General features: G+C 70.8%; 17 protein-coding genes. 8 read left to right on the plus strand and 9 right to left on the minus strand.

Features of this window, described 5'->3' with window-relative positions; translation table 11 throughout:
• Window positions 1-69: 69 nt before the first annotated feature.
• Window positions 70-549 (minus strand): MarR family winged helix-turn-helix transcriptional regulator, encoded by a 480-nt coding sequence (locus tag RE421_RS04795; RefSeq protein WP_309815162.1) that lies wholly within the window; start codon window positions 547-549, stop codon window positions 70-72.
• A gap of 168 nt (window positions 550-717) precedes the next feature.
• Here RE421_RS04795 and RE421_RS04800 point away from each other — a divergent pair, with 168 nt between their 5' ends.
• From RE421_RS04800 to RE421_RS04810, 3 genes are all read left to right on the plus strand, one after another.
• Window positions 718-1,722: an ABC transporter substrate-binding protein gene (locus tag RE421_RS04800; RefSeq protein ID WP_309815165.1), complete on the plus strand. Its 1,005-nt coding sequence runs from the start codon at window positions 718-720 to the stop codon at window positions 1,720-1,722.
• 232 nt (window positions 1,723-1,954) lie between these two features.
• Complete coding sequence (locus tag RE421_RS04805) at window positions 1,955-3,514, plus strand: long-chain fatty acid--CoA ligase (protein ID WP_309815168.1); 1,560 nt, start codon at window positions 1,955-1,957, stop codon at window positions 3,512-3,514.
• A gap of 196 nt (window positions 3,515-3,710) precedes the next feature.
• Window positions 3,711-5,087, plus strand: a complete 1,377-nt coding sequence (locus RE421_RS04810; protein ID WP_309815171.1) for an aminomethyl transferase family protein — start codon at window positions 3,711-3,713, stop codon at window positions 5,085-5,087.
• Here RE421_RS04810 and RE421_RS04815 read toward each other — a convergent pair whose 3' ends face one another.
• The 4 genes from RE421_RS04815 to RE421_RS04830 all read right to left on the minus strand — a co-directional run bounded on the left by RE421_RS04815 (window position 5,088) and on the right by RE421_RS04830 (window position 8,410).
• Entirely contained in the window at window positions 5,088-5,714 is a 627-nt protein-coding gene (locus tag RE421_RS04815; protein WP_309815174.1) for a PadR family transcriptional regulator, read from the minus strand. It lies immediately after the preceding gene.
• A gap of 159 nt (window positions 5,715-5,873) precedes the next feature.
• Entirely contained in the window at window positions 5,874-7,049 is a 1,176-nt protein-coding gene (locus tag RE421_RS04820; RefSeq protein WP_309815177.1) for a PLP-dependent aminotransferase family protein, read from the minus strand.
• Between the two features lie 95 nt (window positions 7,050-7,144).
• A complete protein-coding gene (locus RE421_RS04825) occupies window positions 7,145-7,873 on the minus strand; it encodes a hypothetical protein (RefSeq protein WP_309815179.1) in 729 nt (242 codons plus the stop codon).
• 42 nt (window positions 7,874-7,915) lie between these two features.
• The gene (locus tag RE421_RS04830; protein WP_309815182.1) at window positions 7,916-8,410 is read right to left on the minus strand and encodes a helix-turn-helix domain-containing protein; all 495 of its coding nucleotides are present in this window, start codon (window positions 8,408-8,410) and stop codon (window positions 7,916-7,918) included.
• 50 nt (window positions 8,411-8,460) lie between these two features.
• Between RE421_RS04830 and RE421_RS04835 the strand changes: the two genes are divergently transcribed.
• From RE421_RS04835 to pdxT, 3 genes are all read left to right on the plus strand, one after another.
• On the plus strand, window positions 8,461-9,306 hold the full coding sequence (locus RE421_RS04835) for a CoA ester lyase (RefSeq protein WP_309815185.1): 846 nt from the start codon (window positions 8,461-8,463) through the stop codon (window positions 9,304-9,306).
• Between the two features lie 99 nt (window positions 9,307-9,405).
• Window positions 9,406-10,380 carry a pyridoxal 5'-phosphate synthase lyase subunit PdxS gene (gene pdxS, locus RE421_RS04840; RefSeq protein ID WP_309815189.1) on the plus strand — a complete coding sequence of 325 codons (975 nt, stop codon included), beginning with the start codon at window positions 9,406-9,408 and terminating at the stop codon, window positions 10,378-10,380.
• Window positions 10,381-10,456: 76 nt separating this feature from the next.
• Entirely contained in the window at window positions 10,457-11,107 is a 651-nt protein-coding gene (pdxT, locus tag RE421_RS04845; RefSeq protein ID WP_309815192.1) for a pyridoxal 5'-phosphate synthase glutaminase subunit PdxT, read from the plus strand.
• Between the two features lie 79 nt (window positions 11,108-11,186).
• Here pdxT and RE421_RS04850 read toward each other — a convergent pair whose 3' ends face one another.
• Entirely contained in the window at window positions 11,187-11,888 is a 702-nt protein-coding gene (locus tag RE421_RS04850; protein WP_309815196.1) for a GerMN domain-containing protein, read from the minus strand.
• Between the two features lie 62 nt (window positions 11,889-11,950).
• Between RE421_RS04850 and RE421_RS04855 the strand changes: the two genes are divergently transcribed.
• Window positions 11,951-12,505: a hypothetical protein gene (locus RE421_RS04855; protein WP_309815200.1), complete on the plus strand. Its 555-nt coding sequence runs from the start codon at window positions 11,951-11,953 to the stop codon at window positions 12,503-12,505.
• Here the strand turns inward: RE421_RS04855 and ald are convergent.
• Window positions 12,472-13,623 carry an alanine dehydrogenase gene (ald, locus tag RE421_RS04860; RefSeq protein ID WP_309815206.1) on the minus strand — a complete coding sequence of 384 codons (1,152 nt, stop codon included), beginning with the start codon at window positions 13,621-13,623 and terminating at the stop codon, window positions 12,472-12,474. The genes RE421_RS04855 and ald overlap by 34 nt on opposite strands.
• 52 nt (window positions 13,624-13,675) lie before the next feature.
• Between ald and RE421_RS04865 the strand changes: the two genes are divergently transcribed.
• On the plus strand, window positions 13,676-14,176 hold the full coding sequence (locus RE421_RS04865; RefSeq protein WP_309815209.1) for a DUF456 domain-containing protein: 501 nt from the start codon (window positions 13,676-13,678) through the stop codon (window positions 14,174-14,176).
• Between the two features lie 136 nt (window positions 14,177-14,312).
• Here RE421_RS04865 and RE421_RS04870 read toward each other — a convergent pair whose 3' ends face one another.
• Window positions 14,313-14,441, minus strand: a complete 129-nt coding sequence (locus RE421_RS04870; protein ID WP_309815218.1) for a putative transporter small subunit — start codon at window positions 14,439-14,441, stop codon at window positions 14,313-14,315.
• Between the two features lie 42 nt (window positions 14,442-14,483).
• Window positions 14,484-16,193, minus strand: coding sequence for a sodium:solute symporter family protein (locus RE421_RS04875; RefSeq protein WP_309815222.1), 1,710 nt, complete (start codon window positions 16,191-16,193; stop codon window positions 14,484-14,486).
• Window positions 16,194-16,394 lie beyond the last annotated feature (201 nt).

Below are 16,394 nucleotides of genomic sequence, written 5' to 3' on the forward strand. Positions count from 1 at the left end.
GCCCCCGCTGACTGTGCGGGCAGAAATCACTCGTGATTTCTGCCCGCACAGTGCGTCGTGGGGTGCGCCTCAGGAGGCGTCGCTCGGGTCGTGGGCCGGGTCGTGGGCGAGGACCCGCTCCAGCAACCCCATGAGCTGGTCCGCCTCGGCGTCCGTCAATGGGGCGAAGAGGCGATGGTTCACCTCCAGGGCTGGCCCGTGCAGTCCGGCCAGCACCTCCTGACCGGACTCCGTCAGGGTGGCCACCCGGCGCCGGCCGTCCCGGGCGTCCCGGTGCACCGCCACGAGGCCGCGCGAGGTCATCCGGCTCACGAGCTCGGTCAGGGAGGCCTTGTCCACGGCGAGCTCGCCGGCGATCTCCGTCTGGCTCAATCCGGACGCCGAGCGGGCCAGGCACAGCAGCAGGCCGAACTGGATGCTCGTGTGCTCGGCGGAGACGTGCTCGCTCCACAGCTGCCCGTGACGGCTCAGCAGCCGGCGGACGGCCAGGCTGCGGAACGCGTGGGGCGGGGTCCAGGCCGCCTGGTGGACGGGACCGTTCTCACTCACCGGAGGGCCTCCTGACACGCCGACTCACGGCTGAAGAACACTATTGTTGACAAAATCATCGAAAACCCTTGTCCGCCCCCGGGCGGCTGACTAGGCTGTGATTCACCTTACAGGCCCGGTCACCCCCGACTGGACGCCTTCTCGCACTGCATGACCAGGAGCACCATCATGATGAGGAATCTTCGCGCGGCCGCCGTGGGGGCAGCCGCCCTACTGGCCCTGACCGCCTGCGGCTCCGGCTCGCCGACCGACGGGGGGACCACCTCGGCACCGGCCGCCGGCTCCGAGTCCGCCGCGGCCAACGGCGAGCTGACCCCGATCGAGGTCGGGGTCATCCCGATCGTCGACGTCGCCCCGATCTACCTCGGCGTGCAGGAGGGCATCTTCGAGGAGCACGGACTGGACGTCACCCTGACCCTGGCGCAGGGCGGCGCGGCGATCGTGCCCGCCGTCCAGTCCGGGCAGATGGAGTTCGGCTTCTCCAACGTCACCTCCCTGATCATCGGGCGCGACGCCGGCCTGCCGCTGAAGATCGTGGCCACCGGACCGCAGACCACGGGGGAGGCGGAGGACGACTTCGCCCACGTGATGGTCGCGGAGGACTCCGACGTCACGTCGCTGGCCGACCTGGAGGGCCAGCGGATCGCCGTCAACACCCTGAACAACATCAACGACTCCGTCATCTCCGAGGGGATGAAGCAGGAGGGCGGCGACCCCGAGTCCATCGAGTACGTCGAGATGGCGTTCCCGGACATGGTGGCCCAGTTGGAGGCCGGCAACGTGGACGCCATCGGCGCCGTGGAGCCCTTCGTGACCCTCGCCGAGGCGGGCGGGGCCCAGCGCGTGTACGGCCAGTACGCGGAGCCGGTGCCGGACCTGTCCATCGCCGCCTACTTCACCACGGACGAGATGATCGAGCAGGACCCGGAGCTCGTGGACGCCTTCACCGCCGCCATGAAGGAGTCCCAGCAGTTCGCCACGGACAACCCGGACCTGGCCAAGGCCGTGCTGCCCAGCTACACCTCGCTGGAGCAGGACGTGATCGACGAGCTGACGATGCCGCGCTTCCCGCAGGAGCATGACGTCGCCTCCCTGGAGCGGATCGCCGAGCTCTCCCTCGAGACCGGCCTGATCGATGAGATCCCGTCGACCGAGGACCTCATCGTCCAGTAGCACGGGAGCTCGCCGACGGCTTCTTCGCCGATCGCGTGCCCCAGCCTCCGGGCGCAAAGTGACCGTACCCCGTCCTTTTGGACGGGGTACGGTCACTTTGCGCCCCGAGGCGCCCGAACTCATGCGTCGTTTTAGCAATCGTTGAAATACTCAACGGAGTGGCGCACAATGGTGGAGAGTGTGGTCCGCCGCACAAGCCAACAGCAGCAGACGCCACGAGGAGTGGATACGCATGATCAACCGTGGAATCGGCGACTGGATCCACCGCCGTCGCATCAAGTCCGCCGGGAACATCGCCGTCATCAGCGCCGCCGGGGAGCTGACCTACGACGACTGGGCCGTTCGCATCGACCGGCTGGCCGACGCCCTGGCGCGGCGCGGCGTGAAGCAGGGCGACCGGGTGGCCTACCTCGGCGAGAACTACCCCTCGTTCCTCGAGTCGCTGTTCGCCGTCGGCTCCCTCGGCGCCGTCTTCGTCCCCCTCAACACCCGCCTGGCGCCGCCGGAGATCGCCTTCGCCCTGAAGGACTCCGGCTCCACCGTGCTGATCGCCTCGGCCACCATGGAACCGCTGGCGGTCTCGGGAAGCCGCGGGACCGACGTCGGGCTCCTGGCCCTGGTGCAGGACGGCATCCCGGTGCCGGCCGAGCGGCAGGACGGAGACCTCGAGGCGGTCGACTACGAGCAGCTGCTGGCCGGCGGCGAGCCCGTGCGCCCGGACGCGGCCGTGGGCCTCGAGGACCTGGCGATCATCCTCTACACCTCCGGCACCACGGGCCAGCCCAAGGGCGCCATGCTCACCCACGGCAACCTGACGTGGAACTGCTTCAACGTCATCACGGACATGGACATCACCTCGGACGCGGTGGCCCTGATGATCGCGCCGATGTTCCACGTGGCCTCCCTGGGCATGGGGGCGCTGCCGACCCTGCTCAAGGGCGGCACGCTGGTGCTGGAGCCACGGTTCGAACCCGGCCGTGTCCTCGAGCTGATCGAGAAGCACCGGGCCACGTTCATCTCCGGGGTGCCGACCACCTACCAGCTGCTGGCCGAGCACCCGAACTGGGAGTCGGCGGACATCTCCTCGCTGCGCAACCTGACCTGTGGCGGCTCCGCCGTGCCGCTGCGCGTGCTGGAGGCCTATGAGCAGAAGGGGCTGGCCTTCACCAACGGCTACGGCATGACCGAGACCTCCCCGGGCGCCACCACCCTGCCGGCCCGCTACTCCCGGCCCAAGCAGGGCTCCTCCGGGCTGCAGCAGTTCCACACCTTCGTGCGGATCGTGGATCCCCTGGGCATGGTCTGCGCCCCCGGCGACGTCGGCGAGATCCAGGTCCAGGGCCCGAACGTCATCCAGGCCTACTGGAACCGCGAGGACGCCACCGCCGACTCCTTCGTCGAGGCCGAGGACGGCACCTGGCTGAAGACTGGGGACATGGGCTACCGGGACGACGAGGGTTTCGTCTTCATCTCCGACCGCCTCAAGGACATGATCATCTCCGGCGGCGAGAACATCTACCCCGCCCAGGTGGAGCAGGAGATCTCCCAGCTGGAGGCGGTGGCGGCCGTGGCCGTGATCGGCGTGCCGAGCGAGAAGTGGGGCGAGGTGCCGCGCGCCGTGATCGTGGTCCGGGAGGGGCTCGAGCTGACCGAGGCGCAGGTCCTGGAGCACCTGAACGGCAAGCTGGCGCGCTACAAGATCCCCAAGTCCGTGGTCTTCACCGAGGAGATGCCGCGTACCGCCTCCGGGAAGATCCGCAAGCCGGACCTGCGCCGGCAGTTCGGCGGCTGACCACGGGACAGGCCCCACAGCACGACGTCGGCTGCGCATCTCGGGTGCGCGGCCGACGTCGTCCCCGGTGTTCCCTTTCAGAAGGATCCTCCCTGGGACGCGCCGGTGGCCGTCCCTAGGCTGGCCGGACAGGCCGGGCGCGTCCCCCGGAAGCCGCCGGGGGACCGGTCCCGGCCGGATCGGGAGGACCGTCACCATGACACACACCGAGACCCTCGCCCAGGCCATCGAGCGGGTGGGGAACCCCATCGAGTTCCTGCGCAACCAGGACTGGCCGTCCATCACCTTCCCCATCGCCCCCGAGTTCACCAACTGGCGGGACGAGCAGCGCGCGTGGCGCACCACCGTGGGGCTGATGGACCAGTCGCACCACATGACCCAGCTGTTCCTCGGCGGCGCCGACCTCATCCCGCTGCTCGAATCGCTGTCCCCGAACACCTTCGCCACCTTCCGGCCGGGGGTGGCCAAGCAGCTGATCACCGTGAACCGGGACGGCTACCTGATCGGCGACGGCATCCTCTTCTACCACCACGAGGGCCGCGAGGGGCTGGTGCTGGTGGGTCACCATATCCAGATCGACTGGATCCGCTTCAACGTGGAGCGTGCCGAGGCGGCCGGGAAGGACGTGCACCAGCGGCTCGACCCGAACTCGACCATGCGCTCCGGCCCGCCCACCCTCTACCGCTACGAGCTCCAGGGCCCGGCGGCCGACCGCGTGATGGAGCAGGTCTTCGGCGGCCCCGTGCCGGAGGTGAAGTTCTTCCACATCGCGGACGTGAGCATCGCCGGGAAGGACGTCAAGGCGCTGCGCCACGGCATGGCCGGCCAGCCCGGCTTCGAGTTCTACGGCCCCTGGGAGGACCACGAGGCCGTGCACGCGGCCCTGCTGGAGGCCGGCGCCGAGCACGGCATCCGGCAGGTCGGCGCCAAGGCCTACTCGAGCTCGCCATTGGAGTCCGGCTGGATCCCCACCCCGTTCCCCGCGATCTTCGGGGAGGACCTCGCCGAGTACCGCGACTGGCTGCCGGCGGCCCGGGCCGGGTCCATCGGCGGCTCCCTGTACTCCGCGGACGTGGCGGACTACTACGCCACCCCGTACGACTTCGGTCTGGGCCGCTCGGTGAGGTTCAACCACGACTTCCACGGGCGCGCGGCGCTGGAGCGGCACGCCGAGGACCAGCGGCGGCGCAAGGTCACCCTGATCTGGAACGCCGAGGACGTGGCGGCGATCGTGCGCTCCCAGGTGGAGGAGGGCGTGCCGGCCAAGTTCCTCGACTTCCCGAAGGCCCGCTACGGCTTCTACCAGATGGACGAGGTGGTCCTGGATGGCCGTCGCGTGGGGATCTCCACCGACGCCGGCTACGTGGCCTACCCGCAGCTCTACCTGTCCCTGGCCACCGTGGAGGCCGCCCTCGAGGACGGGACCGAGGTGGAGGTGGTGTGGGGCGAGGACCCCGTCTCCGCCAAGCCCCAGGTGGACCAGGACCACCGCCAGGTCAGGATCCGCGCCACGGTGGCGCCGGCCCCCTATCAGGAGTACGCGCGCACCACGTATCGCGCCGACCGGTCCTGATCAGGAGGAGGCGATGTCCAGTGCGTCCCGGTCGTTCAAGGCGTCCTCGGCGTCCAGCTCGTCGAGGAGGGCGAGGCCGCGGTCGGCCCACGCGATCTCCACGTCGGCGCGGGCCACCAGCCCCTCGTAGGTGAACCTCTTGAACGCCGTCGCGCGGTGGTGCTGCGCGGCGGGGACGGACTGCAGGCGCCGGTTGAGGGTCTCGGAGGTGCCGGCCTCCACCTCGTCGATCTGGTGCTGCCACTGGTCGCGGATGTGGCCGATGTGCTCGCGGTAGGCCCTCAGCTGGGCCCGGGCGCGGTCCGGGGTGGCGTACTCGAAGTAGGCCGCCCGCAGGTGCATGGGGTCCCGGTCCCGGGTCCACTGCAGGTCGGAGTCCATCCACTCGCCGAAGGCCGCCCGGCCCTGCTCGGTGATGGTGTACTCGATCTTCCGTCCCTTGCGGCCCCACATGACCTCCTCGGACTCGAGCAGTCCGTCCTGCAGCATCCGCCGCAGCTCGGGGTAGATCTGGGAGTCCGGCGCGTGCCACACGTTGCCCACGGAGGACCCGAACCGCTTGGCCAGGTCGTATCCGGTCATGGGCTCCACGGTGAGCAGCGCCAGCAGCGCGTTGCGCAGGGACATCCGGTCCTTCCTTCCTGCCGGACGCCCCTGCCACGGTCTGCGGCACCGGCCGCGTCGGCGATTCGCACCACTGTAACGTCACGCGCGCCAAATACCTCTGTCCGTAGTGCTTCGCGCGGCGCAAAGTGACCGGACCGCGTCACAACGGCGGGGGTGGGGTCACTGTGCGCCCGGGGGCAGGGCGGCGTTGAGCACCGGGGCGAGGCGCCGCACGCCCTCGCGCAGCGTCTCGGGGGCCACGAAGGAGAAGGCGAGGCGGAAGTGGGGGTGGGGGCCGTCGACGGGGGTGAAGGCCCCGCCGGGGACGAAGACCACGCCGGCCTCGGCCGCCGAGTGCATCAGCGGCAGGGTGTCCAGCTCGCCGGGCATGCGAGCCCAGACGAAGAAGCCCCCCGCGGGCCGCGTCCAGCGCACGCGAGGGTCCAGGGTCTGCTCCATCTCGTCCACGAGGGCGTCGCAGCGGCGGGCGTACTCGTCGGTGCAGCGGGCCACGTGCGCCTGCCAGTCGAAGCGGGTGAGGAAGGCCGTGGAGAGCATCTGGCTGAACACCGGCGGGCACACGAACGCCGATTCCGCGGAGAGGTAGAACTCGCGCAGCAGGGCCGGCGGCACCAGGGCCCAGCCGATGCGCACGCCGGGGGAGAAGATCTTGGAGACGGTGCCGAGGTAGATCACCTGGTCCCGGTGCGCCGCCGCGATCGGGGCCACGGGCCCGTCAGCGAAGCCGAGCTGGCCGTAGGCGTTGTCCTCCACGATCAGCACGCCCTCCTCGCGGCAGATCCGCGCGACCTCCTCCCGCCGCTCGGCGGGCAGCAGGGCGCCGGAGGGGTTGGCATAGGAGGGGATCGTGTACAGGAACGCCACCCGCCGGCCCTCCGCCCGCAGTCGTCGCAGGGTGGCGCGCAGCAGGGCCGGGATCAGCCCCTCGTCATCCGTGGGCGTGGCCACGGCGTCCAGTTCCCAGGTGTTGAAGGTGTTCAGGGCGCCCACGAAGGTGGGGTCCTCCACCACCACCACGTCACCGGGGTTGCCGAGCATGCGCGCCGCCGTGTCGATGGCGGCCTGCGAGCCCGGCGTGATGACCACGTGCTCCGGGTCCGCCCCACCGATCCCGTCCGCGGCCATCACGGAGCACACTGCGTCCCGCAGCTCCGGGGTGCCCTGGCCGGCGCCATACTGCAGGCTGAGGTGCCCCTGCCGCGCCACGAGCTCGTCCGCGATGCCCCCGAGCCGGTCCAGGGGCAGGTCATCCAGCCACGGGTTGCCGCCGGCCAGGGAGACGATCCCGGGCGCCATGGCCAGATCGAAGACGTCGCGCACGGCGGACTGCCTCACGCCGCGCGCTCGGTCTGAAAGAAATGCTGAAGGCTCTGCCATGGGCCGATGCTAACAATGCGGCGCTCGCCGGTGGAAGGGACGGGTGCGCGGGTTCACCCGCCGCCGTTGAGCTGGCCCGGATCCCCGATCTCTTCCAGGGGGTCCTCGGGGTCGGCGCTCTCCGAGTCCTCGGTGCCGGTGGTATCCGCCGGCGGGGTCGTGATCTCCTGGCCGAGCTCCATCTCGGTCAGCCCCAGGATCTCCTCGATCCGCACGCCGTCCACGAGGACCTCCGCCTCCGGCACGCCGGCGGCCGCCGCGGCGGTCCGGTTGAGCTGGGCGCGGATTCGGAAGGACTCGCACTGGTTGCGCGTCACCACGTCCCCGGTCAGCTCGAGCACCACGGTGTCCCCCTCGACCCGGCTGGAGGAGTAGGCCAGCCCGTCCTCCGAGGGGTCCAGCGAGTTCGTCAGGGCCGGGTCGCCGTGGCTGTACTGCTCGTCGTCCAGCAGGAAACCGATCGACGTGCCCACGCGGTCCTCGCTGTCCACGGGGACGGTCTGGGCCCGGACCAGCAGGTCCTGGCAGGCGACCTCCCGGCCCGTGGTGTCCGGCGGGAACGCGCCGTTCAGGGCCACGAGGTACAGCGGTGCCGGCCTGTACCCCTCGGCATCGGCGGCGGGCAGCGGGTTGCCGTCCTGATCCGTGGGCTCCTGGCCGGGGGAGGGGAAGATGGTGCAGCCGGCCAGCACGACGGCGGCCAGGGCGCCGACCAGCCCCGCGGCGGCCCGGCGCGGGCCCGGGTGGCCGGACGGGCGTTCCGGGCGGAGGCGCGGGGTCATGGGGCTCCTGGAGGCGCGTAGGCGGCGGGAATCCTGACCATCCTACGTCGGCGTGCCGGCTGTCCCGTCGCGCTCCCGCTCGCGGCGGAGCACCCAGGCGGTGACGTCGTCGGGGTGGATCCGCCGGTGCGTGCCCCGGTAGGTCACGGGGATCTCCCCGCGGTCCGCGAGCTGGCGCAGGTAGGTGTTGGAGACCCCCGCCAGCCGGGCCGCCTGCGAGGTGTTCAGCCAGCGGTCCTGCTCGGACAGGGTCACCGCGGCACCCGAGGCGAGGCGGCCGAGCAACCCGAGCACCGCCTCGGTGGCCGCCGGGCCGAGCCGCACGGTGGTGCCGTCCAGCACCACGGTGGCGTCCGGCGTCGTGCCCGGCCGAGGTGTCTGCCCTGAGCCGGAGTCCGCGCCGGCCTCCGCACCGACCTCCGCGCCGGGGGAGGCATCGGGGAGGAGCCCGTGGATCCGGGCGAGGACCTCCCGCTCGGCGTGGTTCAGCGGCCCGAGGGTCAGGCTGCGGGTGAGGACGGGGATCTCGTCGGCCATGCGCCACAGGCTACCCGCGGGTCGCCCGGGGCGCGGGTAGGCTGGGAGCCATGCCCCTGCGTAACCGACGTGCCGCCGCCCTGCCCGCCAAGTTGAGCCGTTCCTGGCTCCTGGTGAATGCGGCGAAGCCGGAGGATTTCGCCCCGGGGCTGGCCTCCGAGGCGGACTCGGTGCTCTTCGACATGGAGGCGGCCGTGCCGGCCGGGAAGAAGGACGAGGCCCGCGCCAACGTGGTCGAGGCCCTCAACGGCGGCATGTCCGCCTGGGTCAGGATCAACGGGATCGACACCGATGACTGGCAGCCGGACCTCGAGGCGCTCTCCGGGACCGAGGGGCTGCGCGGGGTCATGCTCGCCCTGGCCGAGGAGCCCGAGCAGGTCACCCTCACCGCCATGCGCCTGCCCGCCGGCACCCCGGTGATCGCCCTGATCGAGACGGCGTCGGGACTGGACAACGCCACCGCCGTGGCCAAGGCCCCCGGCACCTTCCGGCTGGCCTTCGGCACCAATGACTTCCGCAAGGACACGGGCATCTCCGATGACCCGATGGCCATGGCGTACGCGCGCTCGCGGCTGGTGATCGCCTCCCGCGTGGGGAAGCTCCCCGGTGCGATCGACGGCCCTCCCGGCGCCGCCGACGAGAACCCGGCCGTGATCGAGTCCTCCCGCATCACCCAGTCGATGGGCATGACCGGGCGGCTGTGCCTGAACCGCGCGCAGGCCGAGTCCATCAACCTGGCCCTGTCCCCGTCCGAGGACGAGGTCTCCTGGGCCGTGGACATGCTGCAGGCCCACCAGGCCGGGGCCTCCGTGGGCGACGGCTCCTACCTGCCCCGCCTCGCCCGCGCCCAGAAGATCGCCGACCTGGCCGACTCCTACGGACTCTGGAACGCGTGAGTTCCCGGTAGCCCGCCGGAACCGGGTAGATTCGACTCCATCTCCGCCGGCGCGATCCCGTTCACGCCGGACTGTAACACCGCGAAGGGTCCCCTGCAGATGACGAACACCTCTGAGACCGCCTCGGCCTCGTACACCTCCGCCGCCCAGCCCGCCGCCCCCGGCTCCATCGAGGACTCCGGTCAGGGCACGGCGCGCACCGGCACCGCGCGCGTCAAGCGCGGCCTGGCGGACATGCTCAAGGGTGGGGTGATCATGGACGTGGTCACCGCCGAGCAGGCCAAGATCGCCGAGGACGCCGGTGCCGTGGCCGTGATGGCCCTCGAGCGGGTCCCCGCCGACATCCGCGCCCAGGGCGGCGTGGCCCGCATGTCCGATCCGGACCTGATCGACGGGATCGTGGACGCCGTCTCCATTCCGGTCATGGCCAAGGCCCGGATCGGTCATTTCGTGGAGGCCCAGGTCCTGGAGGCCCTCAAGGTCGACTACATCGACGAGTCCGAGGTGCTCTCCCCGGCCGACTACGTCAACCACATCGACAAGTGGGACTTCACCGTGCCCTTCGTCTGCGGCGCCACCAACCTCGGCGAGGCCCTGCGCCGCATCACCGAGGGCGCGGCCATGATCCGCTCCAAGGGCGAGGCCGGCACCGGGGACGTCTCCGAGGCCGTCAAGCACATCCGCACCATCCGCGGCGAGATCGCCAAGCTCTCCGCGCTGAGCAAGGACGAGCTGTACGTGGCTGCCAAGGAGCTCCAGGCTCCCTACGAGCTGGTCGCGGAGGTCGCCCGCGAGGGCCGGCTGCCCGTGGTGCTCTTCACCGCCGGCGGCGTGGCCACCCCCGCGGACGCGGCCCTGATGATGCAGCTCGGCGCGGACGGCGTCTTCGTGGGCTCGGGCATTTTCAAGTCCGGCAACCCGGCGGCGCGCGCCGCCGCGATCGTGCGCGCCACGGCCCAGTACAACGACGCCGGCGCGGTCGCCTCGGCCTCCCGCGGACTCGGTGAGGCGATGGTCGGCATCAACGTGGGCGACCTGCCGGCCCCGCACCGCCTCGCCGACCGCGGTTGGTGACCTTCCGCCCCACCCATTGCGTTTTGCGGGCAGAGATCACTAGTGATCTCTGCCCGCAAAACGCCCGGGGGGTGGCGTGAGCGACGGTGACCTGAACGGCCGCGGTCGGGTGCCGGTGATCGGGGTGTTCGCCCTGCAGGGGGACGTGGCCGAGCACGCGTGCGTGCTGGCCGCCCTGGGCGCCCGGGTGGTCCCGGTGCGGGCCGCCGCCGACCTGGGCGGCCTGGACGGGCTGGTGATCCCCGGTGGGGAGTCCTCCGTGATGGACAAGCTCTCCCGGCTGCTCGGGGTGGCCCCGGCGGTCCGGGAGGCGATCGCCAGCGGGCTGCCGGTCTACGGCACGTGCGCCGGGATGATCATGCTGGCGGATTCCATCGCCAACCCCATCGGCGGTCAACAGTCCTTCGGCGGTCTGGACGTGACCGTCCAGCGCAATGCCTTCGGCTCGCAGGTCGACTCCTTCGAGACCGCCCTCGAGGTGCCCGGGGTGAGCGGCGAGCCGGTGCACGCCGTCTTCATCCGCGCCCCCGCGGTGCTCCGCTCGGGAGGCGAGGTGCAGGTGCTGGCGAGCGTGCCGGCGTCGCGCCTGGAATCCGGACGGCCGGCGGAGACCGGACCGGTCCCGGTGGCCGTGCGGCAGGGGAACCTGCTGGCCACGAGCTTCCACCCGGAGGTGACGGGGGACTGGTCCTTCCATCGCTACTTCCTGGAGCGGCTGGTCCGCTGAACCCTGAACAAAGTCCCACGAATTGGTGCCGGAATCCGGATTCCGGCACCAATTCGTGGGACTTCGATGCCCGGGAAGGTCAGCCCTTCTGGCTCATGACGTCCTGGATCAGCTCGCCGTCCACGAGGATCTCGGCGTCGTAGGTGCCCGCGTTGGCGATGGCGGTGTTCTCCAGCTGCGCGATGATCTGCGGATCGGCGCAGGTCCCGGCGGACATCGGCTGCCCGGTCAGGTCGACGATCACGGTGTCCCCGTCGATCGTGACGTCCTGGACTGTCAGCTCGGACTGGTAGAGCGCGTTCATCAGCCCGTCGCTGCCCACATCGAAGCTCCGCTCGGCGAACAGGGCCTGGAGCCCGGCCTCCACGAGGGAGGGATCGCCCACGGCGCCGGCGCCGGAGACGGACACCGCGTCCTCGATCAGCACCTCGCCGCAGCCCGGGAACTCGATGCCGCCGGCCTGGCCTGCGGGGCCCACCCAGTACACGGTGGCCTCGCTGGCGGCCGCGGCCGTCTCGGACGCGGAGGCCGAGGCGGTGTCCGAGGGGCTCGCGCTGGCCGAGGGGGAGGTGCTCGCGGACTGGCTCGGCGAGGAGGAAGCGGACTCGGAGGCCGAGGCTGACGGCGAGGCGGAGGCGCTCTCGGAGGCGGACGGGGTGGCCGAGGGACTCTCGGTGGCGTCTCCGCCGCCCTGCCCGCAGGCGGTGAGGGTGAGGACCAGGACGGCGGTCAGGGCTCCGGTGGCGAGGAGGGGACGTGATGCGGTGCGGCGGTGATTCATACCCCTGAGCCTAGACGAGGCTGGCACCCGGAGGGCACCACGCCGACAACTAGACTGGCCGCATGATGGACTGGATCGCGTCGCTGCCGCTGGGCTGGGCCATCCTGTTCTTCTGGGCCCTCGGCACGGCACGGGCCACCGTCACCTATTCGCTGGGCCGCGGGATCGCCGCCGGCGCCGAGCACACCTCCCTGCGCCGTTACATGGCCGGGCCGGTCTACCTGCGGGCCATGCGCTTCATCGACCGGTGGGGCCCCTGGGCCATCCCGTTCTGCTTCCTGACCGTCGGCCTCCAGACGGCGGTCATCGGCACGGCCGGGATCACCCGCATGCGGTGGCGCCGCTTCATCCCGGCCATGCTGCTGGGCACCCTGATCTGGGGCCTGATCTACGGCACGGTCGGCATGGCCGTGGTCTGGGCCGTCCTCACCGCCGCCCTCGCCAGCCCTGTGGCGCTCATCGCGCTGGTCCTGGCGCTGGCCGGCGTCGTGATCCTGGTCCTGTGGCGCACCGGCGGGCTCGCCCGGCTACGCGCCTCCCGCGCGCAGCGCAGGGCCCGGGAGCACGGTGCGCCGGCCTGCGGTCAAGAGGACACCATCTCCGACGCTGGCCGGTAGTCGAGCTCGGGGTCCAGCCCCAGCGGCCCGGCCACGGCGTCGGTGACGCCCTCGTGGGCGAGCACACCCTCGTGCGCGTTCAGGCCCGCCAACAACCCCTCGTCCGCGGCGAGGGCCTCGCGCCAGCCGCGGTCCGCGATCCGCAGGACGTAGGGCAGGGTGGCGTTGGTCAGGGCCGCCGTGGAGGTCTGGGGGACGGCGCCGGGGATGTTGGCCACGCAGTAGTAGACCTGCTCGCCCACCCGGTAGGTCGGGTCCTGATGGGTGGTGGGCCGGGAGTTCTCGAAGCAGCCGCCCTGGTCGATCGCGATGTCCACCAGCACGGAGCCCGGGCGCATGGCCGCCACCATCTCGGCGGTGACGAGCTTGGGCGCCGCGGCGCCGGGGACCAGCACCGAGCCGATCACCAGGTCCGCCTCCGCCACGGTCTCCGCGATGTGCAGGGTGGAGGAGGCCAGCGTCCGCAGCCGTCCCCGGTGCACGGTGTCCAGCTGGGTGAGCCGGTCCAGGTTGATGTCCAGCACGGTCACGTCCGCGCCCATGCCGGCGGCCACCACGGCGGCGGCCTCCCCGGCGACGCCGGCCCCCACCACGGCCACGTGGGCGCGGCGGGTGCCGGGCACGCCGCTCATCAGGATGCCGGAGCCGCCCTGGGCCTGGGTCAGGTGGTAGGCGCCGGCCATCGGCGCGAGCCGACCGGCCACCTGGCTCATGGGGGCCAGCAGGGGCAGGGCGGGCCCCGCGGACCGGCCCCGGGTGACGGTCTCATAGGCGATGGCCGTGGTGCCGGACTCGAGGACGGCGTGCGTCAGCTGCGGGTCCGCGGCCAGGTGCAGGTACGTGAACAGGGTCTGGCCGCGGCGCATCAGCCGCAGCTCGGGGCCGACCGGTTCCTTGACCTTGAGCACCAGGGCGGCCTGCTCCCAGATCTCCTCGGCCGAGGAGACGATCCGTGCTCCGGCCTCGCGGTAGGCCGCGTCGCCGAGGCCGGAGCCGACCCCGGCCCCGGACTGCACGAGGACCTCGTGGTGGTGCCGGACGAGTTCCGTCACGCCGGCGGGGGTGAGGCCGACGCGGAATTCGTTGTTCTTGATCTCAGTGGGGACGCCGATCAGCATGACTCGACGCTACCGGCAACGGCGCCGAAACGGCAGGGGTCATACTGGGCGGGTGGACTACCAGATCATCACCACCGTCATCGCCGGGCTGTTGCTGGTGGTGGCCGTGCTCGGCACCATCATCCCGATCCTGCCCGGCTCGATCCTCACCGTCATCACGCTGATCGCCTGGGCCTGGATCCTCGGCTCGCCCGCCGCGTGGACGGCGGCCGTGATCGGCGCGGGCCTGGCCATCGCCGGGTTGAGCGCCTCGGCGGTGCTGACCGGCCGGAAGATGCGGCGCGAGCAGATCCCGAACGGGCCCGTCGTCGTGGGCGTGGTGTGCGCGATCGTGGGCATGTTCGTCATCCCGGTGATCGGCCTGTTCGTGGGCTTCGCCGCCGGCCTGCTCACCGCCGAACTCGTCCGGCGCCGGGATCTGAAGGCCGCCGCGAAGTCCTCCTGGGAGGCCCTGAAGTCCATGGGTCTGGGCATCCTCGTCGAGTTCGGCTGCGCCGCGCTGGCGGCCTCCTCCTTCGCGATCGGGGTGCTCGTCCACTTCCTCAACCGCTGACGCACCCTGGCGAAACCCGGACCAACGACGGCGGCGCGTCACCTGGAGAAGGTGACGCGCCGCCGTCGTTGTTGTTGCGTTTTCGGGGCAATCCCCACCGGTGGGGATTGCCCCGAAAGCGTCAGGAGTGGGCCGATCAGATGATCGGACGGCCCGCCTTCTTGGACTCCGAGACGTCGCGGAAGAACCCGCGGGCGATGAAGAACAGGACGGCGGCCACGATCGCGGGCCACATCAGCACGTAGATGGTCAAGGCGACGGTCATGGTGCTTCCTTTCTGGTCGGTGGTGCTCTGGAGCGGACCCGGTCAGGCGCGCTCGGCCTTGGCGGCTTCCATGATCTCTTCGGGGGTCGTGGGGGTCTCGTTGTCGAAGTCGCCGGTGATGTCCTTGATCCGGTCGAAGTCGTAGTCCATCTTCGAGCGGACGGACATCAGGTAGGTGACCAGGAAGGAGACCGCGTAGGCGACCAGCGAGGCGGAGAGGACGGTGTACTCCCGCAGCCCGCCGGTGACGATCCCGCCGATGGTGAACGGCGCCGCGGCCAGGACGGCGATCGAGCCGATCCAGAGGGCCGGCTTCATGCCGAAGAACCCGAAGGACATGATCCCCAGCACCACGCCGATGCCGATCGTGGCCAGCACCTCGACGCTGAGGCCGAGGAACCCGGTGAAGGCGAACCACTCGAAGCGGACGGGCAGGAAGGCCACGAGGGCAGCCAGCACGCCCACCGAGAAGGCCGCGTTGGTGACCTTGGGCCAGTAGAACGAGGCGATCACCGGGAACACCAGGCAGCCCCACAGGGCACCGACGAACACCAGCAGGTCCAGGATGTTGAACTGCGCCGTGGCGAAGTACAACGCCGCGCCGGTGGCCACGATCATGGAGAGGCGGCCGACCAGGAGCATGGTCTTCGGCTTGGCGTTCTTCTTGCCGACCGACTGGCCGTAGATGTCCGCCATGACGATGGAGGACAGGGCGGCCAGGTCCGAGTCCGCGGTGGAGGACAGGGCGCCGATGATCATGATGAACGCGAGGGCCAGCAGGACGGGGCCGAGGTAGGTGCCGGCCATCTGCGGGATGAGGTTGTTGATGTCGCCGTTCATGGGCTCGACACCCAGGTACAGCGCCATCACGCCGAGCATGCCGATGCCGATCACGGAGCCGCCGTAGCCGATGGTCGCGGTCACGAAGGTCGGCTTGATCAGGTCCTCCCGCACAGCGAACAGGCGCTGGGCGATGGTCTGGTTGCCGATCGCGTAGGCCAGCACGGCCGCGATGTACGGGGCGCCCTGGTTCATGAACGCCTCGGAGGAGAAGAAGTTGCCCTGCTGCTCGGTGACGTGACCCGCGGCCACGCCGGCCTCGAACATGCCGGGCCCGCCGGCCACGAAGAAGATCACCGGGATGATCACGACGGCGGCGCCCAGCATGAACATCACCTGGGCGAAGTCGGTGAGCACCGAGGCGCGGAAGCCGGACCACAGGGTGTACATCAGCACGCCGGCCGCCACGATCACGATGCCCGCGCCGAAGCTCAGGGGCGAGAGCATGGAGATCAGCGCGCCGCCGGCGATGAAGTTGGAGGTCAGCGAGATCAGCGAGCCCAGGACGTTGGACCCGGCGAGCATCAGCTGGGAGGACCGTCCGTGGCGGGCGTACATGACCTCGGCCAGGGTGTGGGCGCGCGGCGCGACTTTGCGGATGCGCTTGCCGAAGGGATAGATGAACAGGATCATCAGGGCTCCCCAGAGCCCGTAGTGGATGGGGCCGGAGATGCCGTAGGTGTAGCCAGCGGTGGCGGAGGCGTACATGGACGAGGCCCAGATCCAGGTGGCGGTCATCGATGCCGCCGAGATGCCGAATCCGATGTTGTTGCCGGCGGTCATATAGCCGTCGGCGTTCTCCTTCTTCCGGCTGATGCCCACGGACATCCACATGGTGCCGCCGTAGAAGAGGATCAGCAGCAACACCACTGCCAAGATCCCTAGCTGATTGAACTCCTGAGCGGGTGGCATCCCGGTCCTTTCATCTCGGCGACAATGACTGACGGCCCGCGCTTCATGCTCCGCGGACCGCGAGGTGGCAGCTGGTTCCGGCTGCCGGTGGCCCCCTCGGACCACCTGTGACGGCCCCTCGGGCCATCCCCGGCGGGAGCCGTTCAGGCGGGTCTGCACGTCATCTGCGCGCACCCTGCCGGGCTCATCCAAACCGGTGCC

The sequence above is a fragment of the Citricoccus sp. I39-566 genome (assembly GCF_031432995.1).
In the GTDB taxonomy this organism is placed as follows: Bacteria; Actinomycetota; Actinomycetes; order Actinomycetales; family Micrococcaceae; genus Citricoccus; species Citricoccus nitrophenolicus_A.